20 protein-coding genes and 1 pseudogene are annotated in these 22,031 nt (G+C 36.3%); 13 read left to right on the top strand and 8 right to left on the bottom strand.

Annotated elements, in window-relative coordinates; genetic code table 11:
* The first annotated feature begins 205 nt into the window (after positions 1-205).
* The 6 genes and pseudogenes from AB9L17_RS18040 to AB9L17_RS18015 all read left to right on the top strand — a co-directional run bounded on the left by AB9L17_RS18040 (position 206) and on the right by AB9L17_RS18015 (position 6,144).
* Positions 206-631 (top strand): YfmQ family protein, encoded by a 426-nt coding sequence (locus AB9L17_RS18040; RefSeq protein WP_223556094.1) that lies wholly within the window; start codon positions 206-208, stop codon positions 629-631.
* Between the two features lie 313 nt (positions 632-944).
* The gene (locus AB9L17_RS18035; protein ID WP_375199553.1) at positions 945-2,072 is read left to right on the top strand and encodes a DUF4261 domain-containing protein; all 1,128 of its coding nucleotides are present in this window, start codon (positions 945-947) and stop codon (positions 2,070-2,072) included.
* A 190-nt stretch (positions 2,073-2,262) separates the two neighbouring features.
* Positions 2,263-3,795, top strand: coding sequence for a thiol-activated cytolysin family protein (locus tag AB9L17_RS18030; protein WP_375199552.1), 1,533 nt, complete (start codon positions 2,263-2,265; stop codon positions 3,793-3,795).
* A gap of 393 nt (positions 3,796-4,188) precedes the next feature.
* Positions 4,189-4,894, top strand: a pseudogene (locus AB9L17_RS18025) (DNA alkylation repair protein).
* A gap of 490 nt (positions 4,895-5,384) precedes the next feature.
* Positions 5,385-5,804 (top strand): NUDIX hydrolase, encoded by a 420-nt coding sequence (locus AB9L17_RS18020; protein WP_375199551.1) that lies wholly within the window; start codon positions 5,385-5,387, stop codon positions 5,802-5,804.
* Positions 5,805-5,943: 139 nt separating this feature from the next.
* Positions 5,944-6,144 (top strand): hypothetical protein, encoded by a 201-nt coding sequence (locus AB9L17_RS18015; protein ID WP_068983831.1) that lies wholly within the window; start codon positions 5,944-5,946, stop codon positions 6,142-6,144.
* Positions 6,145-6,415: 271 nt separating this feature from the next.
* Here the strand turns inward: AB9L17_RS18015 and AB9L17_RS18010 are convergent, their stop codons facing one another.
* On the bottom strand, positions 6,416-6,673 hold the full coding sequence (locus AB9L17_RS18010) for a histidine phosphatase family protein (RefSeq protein ID WP_375200810.1): 258 nt from the start codon (positions 6,671-6,673) through the stop codon (positions 6,416-6,418).
* Between the two features lie 579 nt (positions 6,674-7,252).
* Here AB9L17_RS18010 and AB9L17_RS18005 point away from each other — a divergent pair.
* From AB9L17_RS18005 to AB9L17_RS17995, 3 genes are all read left to right on the top strand, one after another.
* Complete coding sequence (locus AB9L17_RS18005) at positions 7,253-7,444, top strand: hypothetical protein (protein WP_375199550.1); 192 nt, start codon at positions 7,253-7,255, stop codon at positions 7,442-7,444.
* A 247-nt stretch (positions 7,445-7,691) separates the two neighbouring features.
* Positions 7,692-8,927: a chloride channel protein gene (locus tag AB9L17_RS18000; protein ID WP_068983830.1), complete on the top strand. Its 1,236-nt coding sequence runs from the start codon at positions 7,692-7,694 to the stop codon at positions 8,925-8,927.
* Between the two features lie 366 nt (positions 8,928-9,293).
* Complete coding sequence (locus AB9L17_RS17995) at positions 9,294-9,671, top strand: SET domain-containing protein (RefSeq protein ID WP_068983829.1); 378 nt, start codon at positions 9,294-9,296, stop codon at positions 9,669-9,671.
* Between the two features lie 454 nt (positions 9,672-10,125).
* Here AB9L17_RS17995 and AB9L17_RS17990 read toward each other — a convergent pair whose 3' ends face one another.
* Positions 10,126-11,070, bottom strand: a complete 945-nt coding sequence (locus AB9L17_RS17990; protein ID WP_375199549.1) for a tetratricopeptide repeat protein — start codon at positions 11,068-11,070, stop codon at positions 10,126-10,128.
* A 799-nt stretch (positions 11,071-11,869) separates the two neighbouring features.
* On the opposite strand from AB9L17_RS17990, the gene AB9L17_RS17985 reads away from it, so the two are divergent.
* Positions 11,870-12,157: a hypothetical protein gene (locus tag AB9L17_RS17985; protein WP_068983827.1), complete on the top strand. Its 288-nt coding sequence runs from the start codon at positions 11,870-11,872 to the stop codon at positions 12,155-12,157.
* Positions 12,158-12,245: 88 nt separating this feature from the next.
* Here AB9L17_RS17985 and AB9L17_RS17980 read toward each other — a convergent pair whose 3' ends face one another.
* From AB9L17_RS17980 to fdhF, 3 genes are read right to left on the bottom strand one after another with little or no spacing between them, the layout of a single operon-like run.
* A complete protein-coding gene (locus AB9L17_RS17980; RefSeq protein WP_068983826.1) occupies positions 12,246-13,292 on the bottom strand; it encodes an Mrp/NBP35 family ATP-binding protein in 1,047 nt (348 codons plus the stop codon).
* 16 nt (positions 13,293-13,308) lie between these two features.
* On the bottom strand, positions 13,309-13,785 hold the full coding sequence (locus tag AB9L17_RS17975) for a DUF1641 domain-containing protein (RefSeq protein WP_068983825.1): 477 nt from the start codon (positions 13,783-13,785) through the stop codon (positions 13,309-13,311).
* A 4-nt stretch (positions 13,786-13,789) separates the two neighbouring features.
* Positions 13,790-16,723 (bottom strand): formate dehydrogenase subunit alpha, encoded by a 2,934-nt coding sequence (gene fdhF, locus AB9L17_RS17970; protein ID WP_375199548.1) that lies wholly within the window; start codon positions 16,721-16,723, stop codon positions 13,790-13,792.
* A 788-nt stretch (positions 16,724-17,511) separates the two neighbouring features.
* On the opposite strand from fdhF, the gene AB9L17_RS17965 reads away from it, so the two are divergent.
* The 3 genes from AB9L17_RS17965 (at position 17,512) to moaA (ending at position 19,949) form a co-directional block, all read left to right on the top strand.
* Positions 17,512-17,859 (top strand): DUF2294 domain-containing protein, encoded by a 348-nt coding sequence (locus AB9L17_RS17965; protein ID WP_223556087.1) that lies wholly within the window; start codon positions 17,512-17,514, stop codon positions 17,857-17,859.
* 12 nt (positions 17,860-17,871) lie between these two features.
* Complete coding sequence (gene fdhD / locus AB9L17_RS17960; RefSeq protein WP_375199547.1) at positions 17,872-18,675, top strand: formate dehydrogenase accessory sulfurtransferase FdhD; 804 nt, start codon at positions 17,872-17,874, stop codon at positions 18,673-18,675.
* Between the two features lie 257 nt (positions 18,676-18,932).
* Positions 18,933-19,949 carry a GTP 3',8-cyclase MoaA gene (moaA, locus tag AB9L17_RS17955; protein WP_375200809.1) on the top strand — a complete coding sequence of 339 codons (1,017 nt, stop codon included), beginning with the start codon at positions 18,933-18,935 and terminating at the stop codon, positions 19,947-19,949.
* 337 nt (positions 19,950-20,286) lie between these two features.
* On the opposite strand, the gene moaC is transcribed toward moaA, so the two are convergent.
* From moaC to AB9L17_RS17940, 3 genes are read right to left on the bottom strand one after another with little or no spacing between them, the layout of a single operon-like run.
* Complete coding sequence (gene moaC / locus AB9L17_RS17950) at positions 20,287-20,769, bottom strand: cyclic pyranopterin monophosphate synthase MoaC (RefSeq protein WP_068983820.1); 483 nt, start codon at positions 20,767-20,769, stop codon at positions 20,287-20,289.
* The gene (mobA, locus tag AB9L17_RS17945) at positions 20,762-21,352 is read right to left on the bottom strand and encodes a molybdenum cofactor guanylyltransferase (RefSeq protein WP_375199546.1); all 591 of its coding nucleotides are present in this window, start codon (positions 21,350-21,352) and stop codon (positions 20,762-20,764) included. Before mobA ends, moaC begins: the two co-directional genes overlap by 8 nt.
* Complete coding sequence (locus tag AB9L17_RS17940; RefSeq protein ID WP_068983818.1) at positions 21,349-21,843, bottom strand: MogA/MoaB family molybdenum cofactor biosynthesis protein; 495 nt, start codon at positions 21,841-21,843, stop codon at positions 21,349-21,351. Before AB9L17_RS17940 ends, mobA begins: the two co-directional genes overlap by 4 nt.
* Between the last annotated feature and the right edge of the window lie 188 nt (positions 21,844-22,031).

The raw sequence follows: 22,031 nt of genomic DNA, 5'->3' as shown, positions 1-22,031 counted from the left end.
AACTGATTGTAGCGTAGGGCTACCCGACTCCCGCAGGAAAGCGAGTAGCCCGTAGCGGAAATCAGCCTCTTCGAATTAATTGGATGTATAAAAATGGTTACTCAACACACCTGATTTTTACAAAATAATGTGCAATATAGGTAAAAATATAGTAATATAGTAATTGCTACTAAAATGATAAAATTTTTGAAAGAGTTGGTATGGTATGACAACAGGTTTGATTATTACGATAGTGATTGGATCTATTATTAAATTGTTAACGAGCCCTCCCAGTATAGTTGTGGGATGGGGTGTAAGTAAATTTGAACTTCATAAAAAACTTGATTCAAAAGATGTTACGGTAACATTTAATGGAAAGAATTTAGAAGAGGAAGAAAAAAATAGATTTACAAACTATTTTAATAAAGCTTCATTCTTGAAAAAACACTATATATTTCCAGGTAATGAAAAATTATTTTTACAGCCAGAGACTAATGTTACTCCATTTATCATGAATGTAAAAAGAGGCAAAAAAGATGTTAATTTCTTTGTTTTTAGTTACGACAATCGCGTTGATGTAGTCAAGAAGTACAAGAAGAAGGTTGTTTCATATAGTATTAGCTCTGAACATCTACAAAATTTCACCGTTTGAACTACAAATGCAAACCATTGAAAAGAATGGGGATTCGGTCACTGACGTAGAATCCCTTTATTATTACTCCTAAAATTACGTGAATATAGTACCGAAATTATCTTCCAATTCAATTGAATGGAGGATTTTTTTATGACCAAAAAGTCGGGATTATATTGCTACTTATCCCAGCACTCAATAATTGATGAACGACTTCCTATAATAGAAATAGGAGTAATCTACCATAGGAGGAATAATCCTTGCTTCACTATTTCTTGCCATAAAAGCTGGTATAATAATGGTAGAATAATACATTCATAAAGGGGAGAAATTAATGACAGCTCAACAACAAGCAGCGATGCAATCCATGATTGACTGGCTTGCGGATGAACGCGAACTCGGGAGAGAACCTAGCAAAATAGAAATTGCTGGAGAGTTTGATTTACATGATATGCACTACTATATATTCAGGTATAAAAAAGCAATGCTTGGAAAATGGCTCCTTGGCGTATGTGGAGGCTATGAGGATCCGTCTGACATCGAGCATTGCGGCCATATATTCAGCGAGATGCAACCTTATGACCCTGCGACTGCAGAGCAAGAAGCTGTAAAGATGGTAGAATTAATCCGAGAATATTGGATGCAGCAGGCTGCAGCATATGAAGCTGCCCAATCCATGGAGGATGAGGCAGAAACGCAAGACAATGGTTCTGGTATTTTTAACGGGTTCGTTTTGCTTAACTCCGCAGAATGTGATATTGATCAGATCAAAGCCAACCTTTTCAATGATTGGAACATCTCCTGCTCGTCAGGAGAGGATGAGGAAAACGCCGAAGAAACAAATGAAGGAACTTTGGTCTTTGAAGTGGACGACTCCATGTTAGCGGTAAGTTTTGTCGATGCTCCCGTACCGGATGGTGAGGCTGAGTTTTATGCACAGGGAAACTATCTGTGGAAAGAAGCCGTGGAGGTTACCCAAACACATGTAGCTCAAATCATTCTGGCTGTATTTACACGCTCGGGCTCCCCGCTAGACAGCGGCAGGCTATATACCAAGCTGGCGGCCAGTTGCCTAAAGCTTCCTAACGCAATAGGGATCTATACATGCGGCACTGTATTTCAGCCTGAACTTTATCTAGATATGGCTGAAATGATGAAGGATGACGACATGTTCCCTTTACTGAATCTGGTTTATTTCGGCCTAGTCGGAACAGAAGCCGGGGTCGATGGATATACCTATGGGCTAAAAGCCTTTGGCAAGGATGAAATTGAAATCCTGGACAGCCAAGCATCCCCTGAAGAGATGCGTGACTTTTTGATTACTATTTCAGGATATATTGTAGATGAAAACGTCACTTTAAGGGATGGAGAAACGATCGGCTTCTCAGCGGAGCAAAAGCTGCCGATTTCCCGTTCCGAGGGAGTTTATGTCGAGGGGGATACTCTCAAAATCAAATACTAGTTTCATTCCAAAAAGGCATCGTCACAAGTAGGTGTCTTTTTTTTTTTTTTGCATAATCAAAAATACTTTGCTTAACTAACAGAGAATTCCTTCAAATGTACTACTTAGTGGTTAAAATATGAAACTAAACTACTATATTTATTTAAAATATTCCTGTGGTATAATTTCCTAAAAAAGGAGGAGGATTTTTTTGGGAAAGCGAAATTATTTTAAAGTCATAAAATTTTTAGTAAGTTTATCTGTTTGTTTATGCATTATTAATTATCCGATTATTTCCTTTGCTGAAACACTTGATACTAATTTAGCTAGTGAAACAAGCATACCTAATGACATTGATACTGGTATAGCAAACTTGAACTACAATAACAGCGAAGTTTTGGCAGTGAATGGTGATAAGATTAATAGTTTTGTTCCAAAAGAAGGTAAAAACTCAAAAGATAAATTTATAGTAGTTGAACGTAATAAAAAATCACTTACAACTTCACCGGTGGATATTTCAATTATCGATTCTATGGCGAATCGTACCTATCCAGGAGCATTACAACTTGCAAACAAAGCTTTTGTAGACAATCAACCTAGTTTATTGGTTGCCAAAAGAAAACCGCTAAATATTAGCATAGACTTACCTGGTATGAAAAGAGAAAATACTATAACTGTGGATAATCCAACATATGGTAATGTATCTGGGGCAGTAGATGAATTAGTATCTACTTGGAATGAAAAATATTCAACAACCCATACTTTACCTGCAAGACTACAATATTCAGAATCTATGGTTTATAGCAAATCTCAAATAGCAAGCACGCTGAATGTTAACGCCAAAGTTCTTGAAAATTCACTGGGAATTGACTTTAATGCGATTGAAAGTGGAGAGAAAAAGGTGATGGTTGCGGCATATAAACAAATATTTTATACCGTAAGTGCAGAACTACCTAACAATCCATCAGACCTTTTTGATGAAAGTGTTCTTTTTGAAGAGTTAACTCGTAAAGGAGTAAGTAATGATGCTCCTCCCGTTATGGTGTCAAATGTAGCTTATGGCAGAACAATTTATGTGAAATTAGAAACAAGCTCTAAGAGCAAGGATGTACAAGCTGCTTTTAAAGCCTTACTGAATGATGTCAATACCAATGTAGAAACTAGTGGACAATACAAAGATATTTTTGAAGAAAGTTCCTTTACTGCTGTAGTATTAGGCGGAGATTCACAAACGCATAACCAGGTTGTGTCAAAAGACTTTAATGAAATTAGAAAAATAATTAAAGATAATGCAGAATTTAGTCTTAAAAATCCAGCATACCCAATATCATATACAAGTGTTTTCTTAAAGGACAATTCAATTGCTGCTGTTCATAACAATACAGATTATATCGAGACGACAACTACCGAATATTCTAAAGGAAGCATCAATCTTGATCATTCTGGTGCATATGTTGCTCAATTTGAAGTAGCCTGGGATGAATTTTCATATGATGAAAATGGAAATGAAATACTATCCCATAAAACTTGGGATGGAAACTGGAAAGATAAAACAGCTCATTTCTCTACAGTAATACCACTTCCGCCTAATTCAAAAAATATAAGAATTTATGCAAGAGAATGTACAGGTCTTGCATGGGAGTGGTGGAGAACAATTATTGATGAATACAATGTTCCATTATCGAATGAAATAAATGTTTCAATTGGAGGAACTACATTATACCCAACAGGTATTATTAATTAGGTATTAGTCATGAGAGGTACTTTCTCAAATATGATGTAGCTTCGTTTTAAGGTTTAACATTGAAATGAAAATCAATAATAAATGTATCTTTTGAAAAAGGTTGATCAAAACATGTTCATACTTAATGTGCTAGATTAACTTCACTATAAAGATTGATAAATTGTAATAAAGTTTGATAAAATCACCTCTAGTCTTAGAGGTGATTTTTTTATTGGATATTTATGTTAAATTCGATTTAAAAATTGTGTAGGAATGTACTAAAACAAACGAAGCGGAATACTTGAATAATGATTAGGGTTAAAATATCAGGAAGTATGGAAGACTTGATAAGGAATAGAAACTAGTTGGTTATCATTAAAAAGGTATTAATATTAAGGAAGGAAGTATAAAACTATGGATTTCAAAACAGTTATGCAGGAGCTTGAATCCCTCAGTAAGGAACGAACTAAAAAAATGTACATATCTAATGGTGCACACGAGCCTGTTTTTGGTGTGGCTACAGGTGCTATGAAACCAATCGCGAAGAAAATAAAAATAAATCAATCTTTAGCTGAAGAGCTTTATGCTACAGGTAACTATGGTGCAATGTATTTTGCAGGCATCATAGCAGACCCAAAAGCTATGACTGTCGGATTTTGATCGTTGGATAGATGAAGCGTATTTTTATATGCTGTCTGATTATGTAGTGGCAGTAACTTTATCAGAGTCAGCTATTGCACAAGACGTTGCAGATAAATGGATTGCAAGCGGTGACGAGCTAAGAATGTCAGCGGGTTGGAGTTGCTACTGTTGGCTTTTAGGGAATCGCAAAGACAATGAATTTTCCGAAAGCAAGATTTCTAATATGCTTGATATTGTGAAAAATTCTCTTCATAATTCGCCAGAAAGAACGAAATCTGCTATGAATAATTTTCTATACACAGTAGGACTTTCATATTTGCCACTACATGAAAAAGCTGTCGAGACCGCAAAGGAAGTAGGTATTGTAGAAGTCAAACGGGACAAGAAAAAAACAAGTTTCCTAAATGCTTACGAAAGTATTCTAAAAGAAATGGATAAAGGGAGAATCGGATTCAAACGCAAGTATGTTAGATGTTAAAATTAGCTTTGCATCTTTGCATCGGTACGTTGATTCAAGAAGGGGTGAGTACCTGTTATTCGACTAATGGAGGCAGGTAAATTTAAATGTTTGATATTGAATTTCGATTGTTGAAAGTGTGATTTTTAAAGATTCGATTCTTGAAACAATAATCTAATTTGACATATACATCAAGATAGAACTTGCATGATGATTATCCTTCATATCTGCAAGTCCTTTTATTTGCTCATGGAAACTCCTGTAGCCCCACATATGGCGTGATAGCTCCATTTAGACAACTTCTGCAATTTAATTCCTTTCCTTCATTATCAACCCTCGCAGATTCGTTAAATGCGTTTGAACTTATCGTATGGCCCTAGTATAACGGAAACTCTCGGTTGTTACGTATTTACCATTGCATCACCAAATCATCCTTTACTATGTTATATTTTTCATAGAAAGAATTTCTAGTTAAATGGGAAAAAGACAGATTATATGGGAGGGGATTCGATTGTTTATCGTCAATGTTGAAGGGGCTATAAGAAAAGATGATAAGTGGATCATTATTGAAAGAAGTAAAAAAGAAGAACATGCAGGTGGATTACTTTCACTTGTTGGAGGAAAGGTAGATATAGTAGGAAATTCATCAAATATATTAGAAAATACTTTGAAAAGAGAAATTTTTGAAGAAATTGGTATTAAGGTTAAAGAGAATTTGAAATATATACATAGTACTTCGTTTGTAACAGATAAAGGTGAAAACGTTGTTGATATTATTTTCCTCTGTGAATATGAATCAGGTGAATTATATGCTAAACAACCCGAAGAAGTAGAAAAAGTATTGTTATTAACCACGGAAGAAGTACTTAACAACCCTCAAGCACCTATATTTCTAAAAGAATATATTAAATGTGCGGAGTTAGGACTGTAATACAATTTTATTATTGAGGAAACTACAAAACCACGGTTTTTAAAGGCTATTCATTGTCCGTAATGATTTACTTTGTAAATAAGAATAATTTGTGTACAAAACGGAAATGAATATGTGTAAAATGTGGGAGTTGATGGTTATGGAATTTTATAAAGATAAAGAAGTTTACTGCTATAGTTGTCGTAAAAAGACTGTATTTACATGTAAAGATGCACATAAAAAAAGTGGAGTAGATAGTCATTGTAGTGAGTGTTCGGGCATATGGTTTGAATGGCAAAATCGAGCAGTTGAGAAAGAAATGGAAAAGTGGATTGAATATAACCAAAGGCTCATAAATTAACTGAATGTCCATATATCCATTAATTAAAAGAATTTTTTACATTGATGATTGAGCTAATTTCATAAATTTAATCACTTTAGTGTCAAAATTGGCTGAGTTAAGCATTATTGAAAAAGTATCTGGAACAAAACTAGACAGTGGAGCTACAGAAGTGATTGGGGAAGCATAACAAAAGTATTTTTGTGTATGTTTTATATCCAAATGCCCGCTAGTTTGATTCTGATGGCTATTGTTTTTGATTTTGAAAAGGGGATAATAGCCTCTGCTTAAGTCATTCCCATTTCCGTTGTACTAATTTTAGTGTTTCTCTTGAAAATACCAACTTGTATATGTCAGGTTTTGAAGTGTTTTTCCAAAAATGATATCCGTATTCTTTCTTAAAATAAATCATAATAATAGTCATAACATTTCCATGAGTTCCTATAATAATAGTCTGTGTCTCATAATTATTTAGAAGTTCTTTTATTATAGGAATAGCCCGATTTTGGACGCATCTTACTGATTCTCCGCCCGATAAATTAAAATCAATATCTTCATAGGATTTTTTTATTGCCTGTTGTATTTCTTCTTCAGGTAATTTATAAGCCCCTTTAATTGCCTTTCCCTTAATTCCTCAACTACCTTTACTTCTATATTTTAGGAATCGACAATTCCCTCGATTGTTTAAATTGATCTTGTATAAGGACTTGAGATTACCAGATCAAACTTCTGCTCATTCATTATTGCCGTTACTTTTTTTGCGTCTATTGCACCTTGGTTGGATAGTTTTCTCGTTCGTTCTTGACCGAAAACAAATGGTGATTCTGCGTGTCTTATCATATAGATGATGGTATCTATTATTCGGTTCCTCTTCCCCTTATTCAATAAAATTACACATATCTTAATTAACTAAAAATTCCTTTTATAAGGAAATCATAGGCTCATCACCAAAAGTTTTGGATGACATTTGTTAAAACATATACTATGTAAATAAGTTGATTGGAGTGGAGGCTGGGTGACTCCTTGGGGATCAGCGGTAGAGGAACGAAGGCTAAGAGCATCACGTCCTGTGATAACGCCTTCGTAACCTACATCGTGTAGGCCCGAGACCCTGGAGCGAGCAACGCGAGTGAAGCGGCTCATCGGACGCCCCCAGGAAGCTCTGCTCTGCGCGAAAGCGAAGCGTCAGCGGCAATGTTTTATCTGTGCGAAAGCGAAGCGTCAGCGGCAAAGCGCCCAGTCGGAACGGAAATCAACCACACGTTTTGGTGATGAACCAAATCATAACATAGTAAATTGTAATTTGGTAGACAAATGGTAATAGTGCATCGAAGGTTTATTTACAGTTATGGAATATGAGAAGCAAAGAAACGGGAATGGTGACAATCATAAACTAGGCAATCTATCTCTTAGTTTGTTTAGATACTAGAGAGGAAAATACTAGCTCTTTCAGCACAAAGTCTAGTATAGTTATATTGGCATTATAAAAATGGCTGCTGTATTTCAAATAAATATAGTTACTAACAAGAGAGTGTCTTAATATATGTATAAAAGTGGTGAATTTTGTATTGAATGAGAAGTATTTTAAAATAATCGGATTACTAGTTTATGGCTTAATTTTAAGTGGGATGATCGGTTTTATTTCTTCTGTTTTTTTAATAGTAGTTAATGGCTTGGCGGATTTTTTATGGACTGACGTATCCAATACTTTAAAAGTACCTGCTATTTATACATTACTTTTATGTATTTTGGGTGGTGTTTTAGTCGGTGTTAGCAAGTATAAGTGGGGGGGACTGCCTCAAACGGCTAATGAAGCTATTGTTGAATTAAAAACAACTCAAAGAATGAACTATTCAAATGTAGGTCTCAATTTTTTAATTGCTTTTTTAATTTTAATTTTTGGTGCAAGTGTTGGTCCTGCAGCAGCCATATTAAGTTCTGTTATTGCGTTATCAGTATGGCAGGCAGATAAAATGCGTTACTTTTATTTTTCCTACAATGAATGGAAAAAGGAATCTTGGTTAATTAGGCTAAAACAATTTGCTTTACCTCATCATTACCTTATTCCCTATAATCCTGATCAGGCACCTAAAGAGAAAAAACTGCTTTTATTGAAGAAATTCTTGTATTTATTATTTATCATTAATGGAATAGTGACCTTTATGATTTTTATTAAAATATCAGATCAACCTCCCTTTGTGACCAAGTTAGGTGAAACGAACTGGGGATTGGATGAATTGTTTCTTTTTATTCCTTTTGTGTTGTTTGGTATTTTGTTTAGTAAACTTTATGAACTAATGGAAAGAGCAATGAATAAAATCTTTTCTAAAATCAACAATAAAATTATTTTAAGTGCTGTTATCGGTGGTATCGGGATTGGTTTGATGTCTTTAATCGCTCCTAAATTACTTTTTTCCGGTCAACTGTCTATGCAAGCTTTACCTAGTTTAGTACCGACACTTTCGATGGCCACTTTAATTTTAGCTTCTGTTTTAAAACTGATTTTTATGGAGTTTTGTTTTAAGTCAGGTTGGGTTGGTGGAAATGTTTTACCAGTTATCTTCGCTTCCATTTTACAGGGCTACGCGATCGCGACTTTTTTCCCGCAACTAGATATGCTTTTTATCGTAGCTGTTATAGGTGGTAGTGCTTCGATTGCTATTTTAAAGACACCTTTACTAGTAGGAATTTCACTAATGCTATTTTTCCCAAAAGAGTTAGCCCCAGTTATATTAATTATTGTGTTTATATTTATTTGGTTAAGTAAAATGAGTAAAAAAAATACGCAAAAAGTAACTGCTTAATTTTAGTTGGGAACGCTAGTCCAAACCAATTGAAAAGTGCTTTGGATCCTTTAGTATAAAGGGTTCGAGGCGCTTTTCCTTTTATGAAAATACGTTTGACAAGGCTAGAAAATGAAAAGACTTTACACATTTTCTGAACAAACAAAAAGATTTTTTTGATACTCCTTATTGATCTTCAATTTTTCGTGCTCATCACCAAAAGTTGTGGAAGACATTTGTTAAATCAACCACATGTTATGGTGATGAGCCATTATTCGGTGACACTAAAGGTGTTTTATTTAAAATAATTTCATTTTTTTAGACCTCAATGTTCAAATTAATGTTACAGTTAAAAAGAAAATTTTATTAATGAGTAGGAGAACAAACATGATTGAAATAAAAACATCTCCATTAAGTGATGGAGAATTCAATAGAGGGGTATTTGCTACATGCGATATCCAGAAAGGAGAGCTTTTACATGAGGCACCTGTAATTGCTTATCCAAATGAAGAGCATCAATACATTGAGCAAACCTTGCTCGCTGATTACGCTTTTGAGTATGGAATTGGTCGTTCTGCGATCCTTCTTGGTTATGGAATGTTGTTTAATCATTCTTATGAACCAAATGCAACATATGAGATTAATTTTAAAAATCAAACATTTGATTTTTTTGCTTATAAAGATATAAAAGCTGGAGAAGAAATTCTGATCAATTATAATGGCGACGTTGATAACAAAGATGAACTGTGGTTTAACGAAGAATAAATGCTATAGTGATGAGTCGTCTATTCAACATAGTATCTTTATATTGAATTCGGGAAGCATTGCTGCAAACCTTTCATAATAATATTGTGAAACGCGAGAAAAAACGCTTTAAATCCTTTAGTAGGGTTTCAAGCGTTTTTTTACCAATGTTTAGAAAACGATTATGTACGTACAACTAGAGAGTTAACAGCTTCTGCTAAAGAGGAGACGCAACTGCAGCTTGAAGTCGTTGAAGGGCTGCGTTTAATACGTTCGGCAACTTCATGAATAGAGTAAACTAATGCGAGATAAGCTTCTATTTTTGAACGATCAGATATGGTGAAATTTATCATTATTTTGCAAAACGACGAAAATTTAAATCAACATTTTGATTTCTATTCCAGGCTTAAAGAGTATAACCAAAAATTTTAAAAGACTTCACCCGTGAAGCTTTTAGTATAATTAATAGTACCTTCTAAATTAACTCCTGAGCTTGTTTTCCCATAAATGCTTCGGCGAGCGGATAAAATGAAGTTACGTCATCCGAATATAGTTCAATACCTTGGAGGAGTTCTTGAGTAGCTAGATTAATTTCTCTATCAGCTGACATTACTTGCTCTTTTATAGGAAGCGGTGAATATTTCTGCTTTGATTCAACCGAAGCGATGAAACTTGTGCAAATTCCGTGCGCTAATAATTCTCTTAAACGATTTGCATTAAGATGCTCATAATGCTCCGCGGATAACATCACCTGATGCAAATGATGAATAGTATGTTGATAATCCTTAATGTCTATAAGAATATTGGCAATAGACAGGTGTGACTCCATTTGATTTGGATCGATAGCAATAGATTTTTCGAAAGCTGCCATTGCAAGTTCAGGTCTCGCACCAGCAATGTATAAATTACCTAGTTTATTCCATAATAAAGCGTTGCTTGGTGAAGAGGAAATTAAATGTAAGAGGTGTTCTTCCCCATCTGTAGCATATTTTGGTGAAGTTCCATCAAAAAGTTGTATTTCACCAAATTGAACAAGAGTATTTTCGTTATCGGGTGCCAATAAAGCTGCAATGCTAAACATATATAGTTCTGACGACTCTTCCCACTGTCCAGCAGTATTGCAATACTTACAACGGAAATACCCAGTGTACTGTTGTTCTGGATTCTGTATATTTTGGTTATTTGTAGGAACATTAATGAACATAGTTCCAATATTATATTTGCCTGATTTGTTACAGCTTTTACAAGTCATCATGATTTCATTTTTTTCATGCCGAGTCATTACTTTTTTTAAATTATCGACGATAGACTTTACATATGTCCCGCCTAAATACTTGAACGTAGGGGATGATGGGATTTCAGTGATTTCTTGATTTGTTAATGCTTGAATTAATATTGGGTTAATTTGTTTTCCAGTCATGTAATTACTCCTTCTATGAAAATGCCTATAGCCTTTTCATTATAACTCAACTATCGTAGTAAAAAAATCCTTATTAACACTTCATATTATTAGCTATTTCGATATTCAAAAATCTATTTGACTTTTTTACATAACAAATAACATTTATCAGTTTTGGGACTCCCAACCTAATGATGAAAGGTTCTTTACAGAAAAAAATAGCGTGTTCCAGCTTTTGTCATTGATGATTCTGTCTATTCCCGCAATCGCCGTAAGTCTGTATAACTGATGGCGAACTTTTTTGACCATTCTTCCCATCGTTACTTGAAAGTGAAAGGGTTTCTGTCTTGTGCTTAGCTGAATAAACAATAAAAAGACCACTCCGTGACAGGGGGTCTATAAAATAAGGTAAACATTATAATATTTAGGTTCATTACCAAAAGTTGAGGATGAAATTTTTAAAATATATGCGCTGTATTTTAGTTGATCTTCGTTCCGGCTGGCTACTCCTTGGGGATTAGCAATAGAAGAACGAAGGCTAAAATCATCACGTCTTAGTACTCGCTCTTAAATAGTTTCTTCCAATAAATGATCATAAGTGTTCATCGTAGTCATACTATAAGAACGTATTTGATCGATTATAAAGGGATACAATCTATTATTCATTAGGTGAGCATCTTACATGTTGAATAAGGTATAAAGCTCATTATTTTATCAACCCAAAACAAAATATCGAAGAAACGTGAGAAGCGAGAATTTATAGAAAAAGAGTTATAATATAATAGGAAGAAACTCAATATAAAGAGAGATGAATTTTTAAATGAATGAACAATTAGCTGATTGGATTACGCGTTTTCAGAAGGAGAAAGATATAGAGGCCCTCGCAAACTTAAAAGACTATTGCTACTATATGGTCGAACCTTTAATTGAGGAATTTACAGAGAAATACGGGGAAGATGCTGGGGAATTATTACGTTTAAAATGGGATAAGCGTTTTTATTTTATTTTTACAAAGTATCAATTAAATGTTGGGCTTCCTTTAGATACTTTCGTGAAAAATACGTATCGTTTTTATTTTATGCAGGTTTTAAAAAAGGCTGGTTATTGAACTAAATAGTAGGGGAGTGTTTCATTAGAACACTGCTATATAAAAAAACCCTTGTCTCGTGTAAGAACGAGTCAAGGGTTATTATTTTTTATTGATACGTTATATCTTCTGCAAGGTGGGTAAATACCTCACCGATGATAGAGTCTTCGTCATAAACGGAAGAACCTGTATTCTCCTCAGGTTGGGCAAATGGTATTTGAGCGATGATACTTGATTGGAGCTCATCTGCTAATTTTTCTGCGCCACCTTGACCGAATAAATAGTTCTTTTCACCATTTGAGTTTTCGAAGTAAGCCATGTTTTCGACAACACCAAGAATCGTGTGTTTCGTATGTTGAGCCATCAGACCTGCACGAGAAGCAACATGAGAAGCTGCAAGGTGAGGTGTTGTTACAATAATTTCCTGCGCTTGTGGAATCATTGCTGCCATATCAATGGCTACATCTCCTGTACCAGGTGGTAAATCGATGAGGAGATAATCTAATTCGCCCCAATGTGTATTGACAAGGAAATTACGAATCCATTTGTTGAGCATTGGCCCACGCCACATGACAGGTTGGTTGTCGTTAGTATAGAAGCCCATCGACATGATCTTTACACCATCACTCATCACTGGAATAGCTGTTTGGTCAAGCATTGTTGGTTTTTGATGAATTTTCATCATGGCAGGAATACTAAAGCCATAAATGTCAGCATCTAAAATCCCTACTCGTTTACCAAGACGGGCAAGGGCTACTGCTAAATTAATCGTCACAGTAGATTTACCGACGCCACCTTTACCACTAGTAATGGCAATAAATTTGACACCAGAGTCGGGTAGAAGCATTTTAGGCATTCCTTTATCCGTAACTTTTTCTGATTTTAAAGAAGCTGTTAAACTACGGCGTTCGTCATCTGTCATAGAACCAAATTGGATGGATATTTTTGATGCACCGATCGCTTTTAACGCTTCTTCAACATCTGCTTGAATTTTGGCTTTTAATGGACAACCTTGAATAGTCAAGACAAGATCCAGTGAGATATGTGTACCGTTAACTTGAATATTTCTTACCATATTCAAGTCAACGATGCTTTTATGAAGCTCTGGATCATCGATTTTCTGCAAAGTTTTTAAAATGTGTTCGTTCGTTAGCATATTAGAAACCACCTTCCTATTTTAGGCCTTTGCCAAGCCCTTTTAAGAAGTGAGCGCCAAAGTTTACAGCACGATTAACATCAGGGTCATTTAACATTTTGAACAACTTAAAGGCACTAACTTTTTCGTCCGATTCAATTGCTTTGTTCGCTTCATCTAAGCCAGTATTTAAGCCTTCAATAAGCTTTGTTGTTGTTTCTGGGTTCAGTTCGGTTAATGCTCCTGCAACACCCATTAAGTTGTTGATGATATTCGTAACAGGCTTACGCGTTAATTGACCAAGAGCGATATGTGCAACATCCTCTTTTGCTTCAAGTAGTTTCGTAGCGGCTTCTAGCGCTCCAATATCATTTAATTCTGCCATGATCGTAAAGACCTGGTTCACCATTTCTTCATTCTCAGAAAGAAGTTGCTTTAAATTGTCTAACTTTTCTTCCTTTAGTTGCTCTTCTGTTACTTGAGCTTTTTTAATTGTCGTAATTGGTGCAGCCATAAAATCACTCCCTTTCGTTAGTTGTTAAGTGAACGTAACCAGGACGGTTCCATTTACGTTGTACCTCAACACCATTTTGCGGATGACGTTTTTTATAACGTGGGTTTGTTCTAGGAAGTGGCGTTTTTCCTTTTTGTTTCAATACTTCTACTCGTACTTTTGTTTGTTTATAAGCAGGTGTCGATGTATTGATGTCTCCAGCCGGACCCGTTAAGAAATTAATCGCTGAGTCTTTGCTAACAGAGTTCATTGGTAAGAATAGTTCATTTCCTTGTACGCGATCTGTCACTAGGGCATTTAATTTTAATGCGCCTTGAGGAGACACTAAACGAAGAAGAGCTCCATCTTCAATGCCACGTTCTTTTGCTAGCTCTGGTGATACTTCAACAAAAATTTCAGGTACTTTCGATTGAATACCTTTTGATTTGTTTGTCATATTACCTTCATGGAAGTGTTCAAGCATACGGCCATTGTTAATATGGCAATCATATTGCGCTTCATATTCAACCGGTCTAATCCAATCGTTTAAAGCAAAGCGAGCTTTTTTGTCAGGGAAGTTAAAGCCATCTTCATATAGTAAAGGTGTGTCTTTACCATCATGGCTACCCCAACAGAAGCTACCCCAATTTTCTAATACATCATAGTTCGCTTGCGAGAAGAATGGAGCAAGACTAGCCATTTCAGCAAAGATTTCACTTGGGTGACTGTAATTCCAGTCAGCACCTAGGCGACGTGCTACTAATTGAAGGATTTCCCAATCGGCTTTTGATTCACCAAGTGTTGGTAATACTTGATATAGTCGTTGCACACGACGCTCTGTATTCGTGAACGTACCTTCTTTTTCAAGAGAAGGTGCTGCTGGTAAAATAACATCCGCATATTGTGCTGTACGTGAAAGGAAGCAATCTTGTACAACAAAGAAGTCTAATTGTGAAAGTACTTTATCTACATGGTTAGCATCGCAATCTACAAGTGCCATATCTTCCCCAACTAAATACATTGCTTTCATTTTACCTTCCATGATCGCATCTAACATGGCCATATTTGTACGACCTGGTTCAGGTTTGATTTTTACACCATAAGCTTCTTCAAATTTCTTACGTGCTTCGTCGTCTATTACTTTTTGATTACCTGGTAATAGATTTGGTAGTGTACCCATATCACAAGCACCTTGAACATTGTTGTGACCACGAAGAGGGTAGGCACCTGCACCTGGACGACGATAGTTGCCAGTAGCTAGAAGTAGGTTAGAAATTGCAGCTGATGTATAGGAGCCACCTGTATTTTGTGTAACACCCATACCCCAAAGTACACATGTACCGTCTGCATCACGAATCATTTCAGCAACATTTATCAACGTTTCTTTTGAAATGCCCGTTTCTTTTTCTGCATATTCTAGTGTGTATGTTTCAAGTACATCTTTAAAATCATCAAAGAAGTGCACGTTCTCTTTAATGAAGGCTTCATCATGCCAGCCTTGATCGATCATATATTTTGTAACGGCCATTAACCATACTTGGTCTGTTCCTTGTTTTGGGCGCATGAAAATATCAGAGCGCTCAGCCATTTCATGTTTACGAACGTCGGCAACAATTAATTTTTGACCGTGTAACTTATGGGCACGTTTTACACGAGTAGCTAAAACAGGGTGACCTTCTGCAGGGTTTGCCCCAACAATAATAACAAGGCCAGCTTTTGCGATATCTTTGATCGTTCCAGCGTCGCCACCTATACCAACTGTGCGTAGTAGGCCATCAGTAGCTGGAGATTGACAATAGCGTGAGCAGTTATCAACGTCGTTTGTTTCGAATAATTGACGCGCCATTTTTTGAATTAAGTAGTTTTCTTCGTTTGTAATTTTTGAAGAAGAAATAAAGCCGACAGATCCAGAACCATATTCTTTTTGGATGCCACCTAGTTTAGAAGCAATCAAGTCAAGCGCTTCATCCCATGAGGATTCAACAAATGCATCATTTTTACGAATTAATGGTTTTGTAATTCGTTCTTCCGAGTTGATGAAGTCCCAACCGAATTTCCCTTTTACACAAGTAGAAATAGCATTGACAGGACCTTCAGAAGGTTGCACTTTTAAAATTTTGCGGTCTTTTGTCCAAACTTCAAACGAACAACCTACTCCACAGAAAGTACAAACTGTTTTTGTTTTCTTCGTACGTTTACTGCGCATAGCAGCCTCGACTTCAGAAACAGCAAAGATACCGCTATAGCCAGGTTCAACTTCCTTAATTAAATTAATCATCGGATCTAACGTATCTTGTTTCAGCCCAGTCATAAAACCAGCTTCGCCAAGCATTGATTTTTCCATTAAGGCGTTACATGGACAAACGGTAACGCATTGACCACAACCTACACAGGAAGAATCGTTAATAGCTACGCCTTCATCCCAAATTACTTTTGGTCTATCAGCTTCCCAATCTAGCGATAACGTTTCGTTAACTTGTAGGTTTTGACACACTTCTACACATTGTCCACATGCGATACATTGGTTTGCATCATATCGATAGAATGGATGAGACATATCCACTTCATGTGGTTCCACTTTTGGTTGATAAGGATATTTTTGGTGTTCAATTTCCATTAATTCTGCAGTGTTGTGTAATGTACAATTCCCGTTGTTATTGTCACAAACGGTACAATACAGCAAATGGTTTTCTAGTAGACGATCCATGGCTTCTGTTTGTGCTGCTTTCGCTTTCTCAGAAGTAAGTTGGATATCCATGCCGGCTACTGCTTTTGTTGAACAAGAACGAACTAATTGGCCGTTCACTTCAACGATACATGTATCACAAGTTTCGATAGGATCAACTGATGGTACATGACAAATTTGTGGATGGGCGATTCCGTGTTGATTAATGGTATCCAGTATTGTAGCTCCATCTGCCACATCGTACGATACGCCATTAATGTTAATTTTAGTCAAGATATTTTCCTCCTTTTGCTCTTTGAGACTTATTTAACAACAGGTTAATACTTAGGATAAATCGGGAATAGAGTTATGAGTTTTTTTATTTTGATTGTCTTGTTATAATGTCATTTCCCAATTTGTCCAATTTCTACTCCAACATAGATGAAGAAACATTTATTATTTGTTGTCGATGTTGATATTGCTCAAAAATAAAAAAATCCACCATGAAAAGGCATGTATTATCATGCTATTTATTCATGGTGGATAAAATTCTTAACAGGCCTTGCTAAAAATTCAATCAACTTTTATTTTTTATTCAATATAACTATAGAATTTAAATATTAAAACCACCATGCCTATAGTTCAAACTTATTTGTATGAAACCATGACATAGGAATCAAAATACTTTCATTCCATGTGTAATACCAATTATTATAGCCTTTTAAGCCAAAATGGACAATAATTATAATAAAAATTTATCTTCATTCAGTAGAAAATCCTATCTCAGAAGGTGATTAGATGAATTCAGATATAGCTCTTTTTCAATAGGTGTTCACCATCTACTGAATGAAGATAAAGCCTCCGGCGGATGTCACGGATTTTAAAAGGAATGAATTGCGCAGGCACAATTCAAAATCCGGACGCAATTACGCCAAGGCGAAATTGATCGATAATTGATAATAATTGTCATTGGGTATTTTCTCTTTAATTTTTATTTAAGTTGCTATATTATTAACAAACTGTAAGGGTGACCCCCATGAACATAGGATAAAAAGATTAATTACGTTGGGAGAATCGTTAAAATGTCAAAAAAGGTGCATGAATTCAACGATATTATTCGAAAACTACGCAAAGATATATTTGGGAAGGGACCAGAGCGTATTCATACTGTTTTCGTCGAGAACATGGCTGTTTCAACTTTATATGGTAATATCACACCAACTGAAAAATTTATTGCAAGTACGCCTGAAGGGTTAAAAATGGTACATGCTGCACGTACAAGGATGATTCAAGATTTGTATACTAAAAGTCCTCCAGATGGCATGGAAGAATTGATGGGCTCTAAGTTACTCCATTTATTTTCGGATATCAAAATTGAAGAGGATTTTGCTATTTCTGTCTTTGTTTTTGAAGATAATATTAGTGAATAAAGGGGATGCCTTATGGATAGAGCAGTAGCAAGAGAAATTATACGTGTTGAAGGTAATCAAATTAAAGAAATAGAAGATACCGTTGTCACTGAATACGCTGTCACAGTGAAGATTAATGAGCAAGAATTTGTGACGATGGTTTGCACACCCGAGTATGTAGAAGATATGGTGATTGGCTATTTGGCTTCTGAACGAATTATTCGCGATTACGAAGATATTGAAGCCATTTGGCACCAAGAAAAAGAAGGTTTTGTGCATGTTAAAACAAAGCGTGTGAATCCTTACTTTCAACAAATTCAAAATAAACGTTACATTACTTCTTGTTGTGGCATGAGCCGCCAAGGTTTTGTTTTTGCTAATGATGCATTAGTAGCTAAAAAAATGGAAGGTATTCATGTGCGTATTACAACAGATGATTGTTTTCGTTTAATGCGTGATATGCAAGATTCGGCTGAGATTTTCAAACAAACGGGTGGTGTTCATAATGCAGCGCTTTGTGATGTGGATGGTATTGTATTAAGTCGAATGGATATTGGACGACATAATGCATTAGATAAAATTTATGGACATTGTCTACGAAACAACATTAGCATGCAAGATAAAATTATCGTATTTAGCGGACGGATTTCATCTGAAATTTTACTGAAAGTCTCAAAGATTGGCTGTGAAATAGTATTATCTAAATCAGCGCCAACAGAATTAGCATTGCAATTAGCAGAGCAACTCGGTATTACAACGGTAGGTTTTATTCGTCAAAATACACTTAACATTTATACACACAAAGAGCGTATTCACTTGCCTACACAATCGCTCTAACTTCTTTCAGCAGGAGGTCCAAATATCCGCTAAAAGAAGTTAATGCCTCCGGCGGATGTCACAGAATCGAAAAGGAGTTCACAAAGGATGTTAGCCTAAAATCATCGCTTCCATGCGATAACGGCTAACTGACCTGCATCGGTGCTACTGCAGCTACTATTACGCGCAAAAAACATCATGCAGGCCTAAGCACAAAGTCGATTCCGGACACAATTATGCCGAGGCATAATTGATCAAAATGAAAGAAGGAGATTACAATTACTAGTCTACAAGATCAACTACACAGACCATTAAGAGATTTAAGGATATCCGTGACAGACCGTTGTAATTTTCGTTGTCAATATTGCATGCCTGCAGAAGTGTTTGGTCCAGATTATGCTTTTTTACCGTCCGATAAAGTATTGAGTTTTGAAGAAATCGAACGATTAGTAAAGATTTTCGTTTCATTAGGTGTGAAAAAAGTACGCATTACTGGCGGTGAGCCTTTACTACGTCGTGATCTGCCGACATTAATTGAACGTATTCATCGCATAGATGGAGTAGAAGATATTGCTTTAACGACTAATGGTACATTGTTGAAAAAGTATGCCAATGAATTGGCGAGAGCAGGTTTATCACGAGTAGCCATTAGCCTAGATTCTCTAAATGAGGAACGTTTTTTCGAGATGAATGGTCATCGTGGAAAAGTGACAACGGTGTTAGAAGGTATAGAAAAAGCGGCCGAAGCAGGCTTGCAAGTAAAGATCAATATGGTTGTTCAAAAAGGAAAAAATGAACAGGATATTGTTTCGATGGCACAATTTTTTAAAGAGAAACAGCACATTCTTCGTTTTATTGAATATATGGATGTCGGTAATTCGAATGGTTGGCGACTAGATGAGGTTGTATCGAAGAAAGAAATTATTGACCAAGTTCATCAGTTTTCTCCTCTGCATCCGGTTGACCCTAATTATAAAGGGGAAGTGGCGACGCGTTATCAATATCAAGATGCTAAGGGCGAAATCGGCGTAATATCATCTGTAACAGATTCTTTCTGCTCAAATTGTTCGCGTGCTCGTATTTCTGCAGAAGGAAAACTTTATACGTGTTTATTTGCAACAGAGGGTACGAATCTACGAGAGTTGTTAAGGTCTGGCGCAGACGATGAAGCGATCACCCAATGCATTTCAACTGTTTGGGAAGATAGAAAAGATCGCTATTCCGATGAACGAAATGAACAGACAATGAAAAAACGGAAAAACTCAAAAATCGAAATGTCACACATCGGTGGTTAGACGCAATAGAGAGGTATTAGTTAGGATTGGCTACGTAAAAAAAACAGAAAAAAGTCGGCACAATAATGCCGGATTTTTATCTTCATTCAGCAGAAAGCTACTGCCCTAGAAGGATGGATGCGTATGAGGTTTCTTTTAAAGTGGGTGTCCAAGTACCTGTCGCTACACTTTTGGTACAAAAGGCACCTGCTGAATGAAGATAAAGCCTCCGGCGGATGTCACGGATTTTCAAAGGAATGAATTGTGCTAGCACAATTCAAAAATCCGGACGCATTGTTTATCTGCGCGAAAGTGAAGCGGCAGCGGCAATTACGCCGAGGCGAAATTGATTTGATGTTTATTTATGCACAAATGTGCCACTTTTTCCGCCTGTTTTTTCAACAAGGTATGTGTCTTTAATGACCATAGATTTGTCAACGGCTTTACACATATCATAAAAAGTCAGTGCGGCAATAGATACAGCAGTTAGAGCTTCCATTTCGACGCCTGTTTTACCACTACATTTTACTGTTGCTTGAATATGAAGTTCGTAACCAACCTGTGCCTTTGTATATTCAAATTGGAGATCGGTACCTTGTAACATGATCGGATGACACATAGGGATAATATCAGCTGTTTTTTTAGCACCCATAATCCCGGCAATTTGCGCTACTTGCGTAGGGTCACCTTTTTTAATGCCTCCTTGTTGGATGGCTTGATAGACTTCATCGGATAAAGTGATCGTACTACGAGCAATGGCTGTGCGATTGGTGCTTGTTTTTTCAGAGATGTCGACCATTTTAGGACGACCTTCTTCGTTCCAGTGTGTAAAATTACTCATTATTAGACTTCCTTTCAAATGTTTGATGCCAATCTTGTTGAGAGTTGATATTGATAAATGTTGAGCTTTCTTCTTCAAAAGGAACATAACATACTTGAAGTTGCTCTAACAAGACTTTCATACTTCGCTTGTTTTGTTGCACTAATTGATTTGCTATCGGTAAAGCACTGCGTCGATATAAAGCAGCGAGAGGTTGTATTCTTGAATCTTGTTTCGGGACAATAGCATCATAACGATGATCGATAAATGTGAGCATAGTTTGGATAAAATCTGCATGGATAAATGGCATATCACTAGCTACAACAAAAAACCATTCGACATCGGGAAAATTAGTCATGATATTTTGCAGGGCAAACAGAGGTCCTTGATGAGGCTGTTTTTCAATGATCCATTGGACCTTTTCTTCTACAAACTTCGATTGCAAGCTAGCATTAGTAGCAATAATTAAAGGCTGTAGTTGATTTTTTTGTAAGGCTATGAGACTGTGCTTATATAGTGGCTGGCCAGCAAACAACTCAAACATTTTCGGTTGACCATATCGAGAAGATTGACCACCAGCTAAGACAACACCAGCTATTTTCATACACGATTCAGCTCACCGACAAAGTGTTGCACAGTCGGAAGAATTAGTTTTGTCATGGCAAGTGTCACGGCATTGGTGGAACCTGGTAACAAATAGATAGCCGTTTTATCGCGACTCCCTGCTGTGGCACGACTAAACATGGCTTTTGGACCGATTTCCTCATAGCTTAATGTTCGAAATAATTCACCAAATCCCATCATCTCTTTTTCGAAAAGAGGGAGAAGGGCGTCGTATGTTTGGTCTCTTGGAGTAAATCCTGTTCCACCTGTTACGATAATTGTATTGATGGTGTGATCAACGCACCATTTTTTTACATGATTTGCGATGTCAAGTGGTTCATCTTTTGATATTTGGTAGTCCACTAATTCAAATGAAGCTTCTTGAAGTAACGATTGAATACACTGGCCACCGCGATCATCTGCCTTTGTGCGTGTGTCACTCACAGTTAAAATGGCAGCTCGTATAGGAAGTTGATGATGTGTAGGATGCAAGGGTAAAGACCTCCTTTTATAGAGTAAGAAAGTATAAAATTTTTCTATTTAAAATAATGTCTAGGCATTCGTGCCAGCCGTTCGAGGTCGCTTCGGGCTCGCCAAAGCTTGTCGCGGTTAAACGGGCTCGAATGCGCTTTTCTTATTATAAAGCTATAAATTAAAAGGTCAAACTAAAATTCATAGAT

Source organism: Lysinibacillus sp. RS11, assembly GCF_042019215.1.
In the GTDB taxonomy this organism is placed as follows: Bacteria; Bacillota; Bacilli; order Bacillales_A; family Planococcaceae; genus Lysinibacillus; species Lysinibacillus xylanilyticus_A.
Note: the sequence above shows the minus strand (reverse complement) of the source record. Positions and strands in the feature narration are given on the sequence as shown.

Bases quoted from the DNA above. Each gene is read 5' to 3' on its own strand.
- mobA (WP_375199546.1), bottom strand. From the start codon at position 21,352: ATGAAAATAGCTGGTGTTGTCTTAGCTGGTGGTCAATCTTCTCGATAT.
- moaC (WP_068983820.1), bottom strand. From the start codon at position 20,769: ATGAGTAATTTTACACACTGGAACGAAGAAGGTCGTCCTAAAATGGTC.
- AB9L17_RS17995 (WP_068983829.1), top strand. From the start codon at position 9,294: ATGATTGAAATAAAAACATCTCCATTAAGTGATGGAGAATTCAATAGA.
- AB9L17_RS17985 (WP_068983827.1), top strand. From the start codon at position 11,870: ATGAATGAACAATTAGCTGATTGGATTACGCGTTTTCAGAAGGAGAAA.
- AB9L17_RS17990 (WP_375199549.1), bottom strand. From the start codon at position 11,070: ATGACTGGAAAACAAATTAACCCAATATTAATTCAAGCATTAACAAAT.
- AB9L17_RS18015 (WP_068983831.1), top strand. From the start codon at position 5,944: ATGGAATTTTATAAAGATAAAGAAGTTTACTGCTATAGTTGTCGTAAA.
- fdhD (WP_375199547.1), top strand. From the start codon at position 17,872: ATGGATAGAGCAGTAGCAAGAGAAATTATACGTGTTGAAGGTAATCAA.
- AB9L17_RS18035 (WP_375199553.1), top strand. From the start codon at position 945: ATGACAGCTCAACAACAAGCAGCGATGCAATCCATGATTGACTGGCTT.
- AB9L17_RS17975 (WP_068983825.1), bottom strand. From the start codon at position 13,785: ATGGCTGCACCAATTACGACAATTAAAAAAGCTCAAGTAACAGAAGAG.
- AB9L17_RS17980 (WP_068983826.1), bottom strand. From the start codon at position 13,292: ATGCTAACGAACGAACACATTTTAAAAACTTTGCAGAAAATCGATGAT.
- AB9L17_RS18040 (WP_223556094.1), top strand. From the start codon at position 206: ATGACAACAGGTTTGATTATTACGATAGTGATTGGATCTATTATTAAA.
- AB9L17_RS17965 (WP_223556087.1), top strand. From the start codon at position 17,512: ATGTCAAAAAAGGTGCATGAATTCAACGATATTATTCGAAAACTACGC.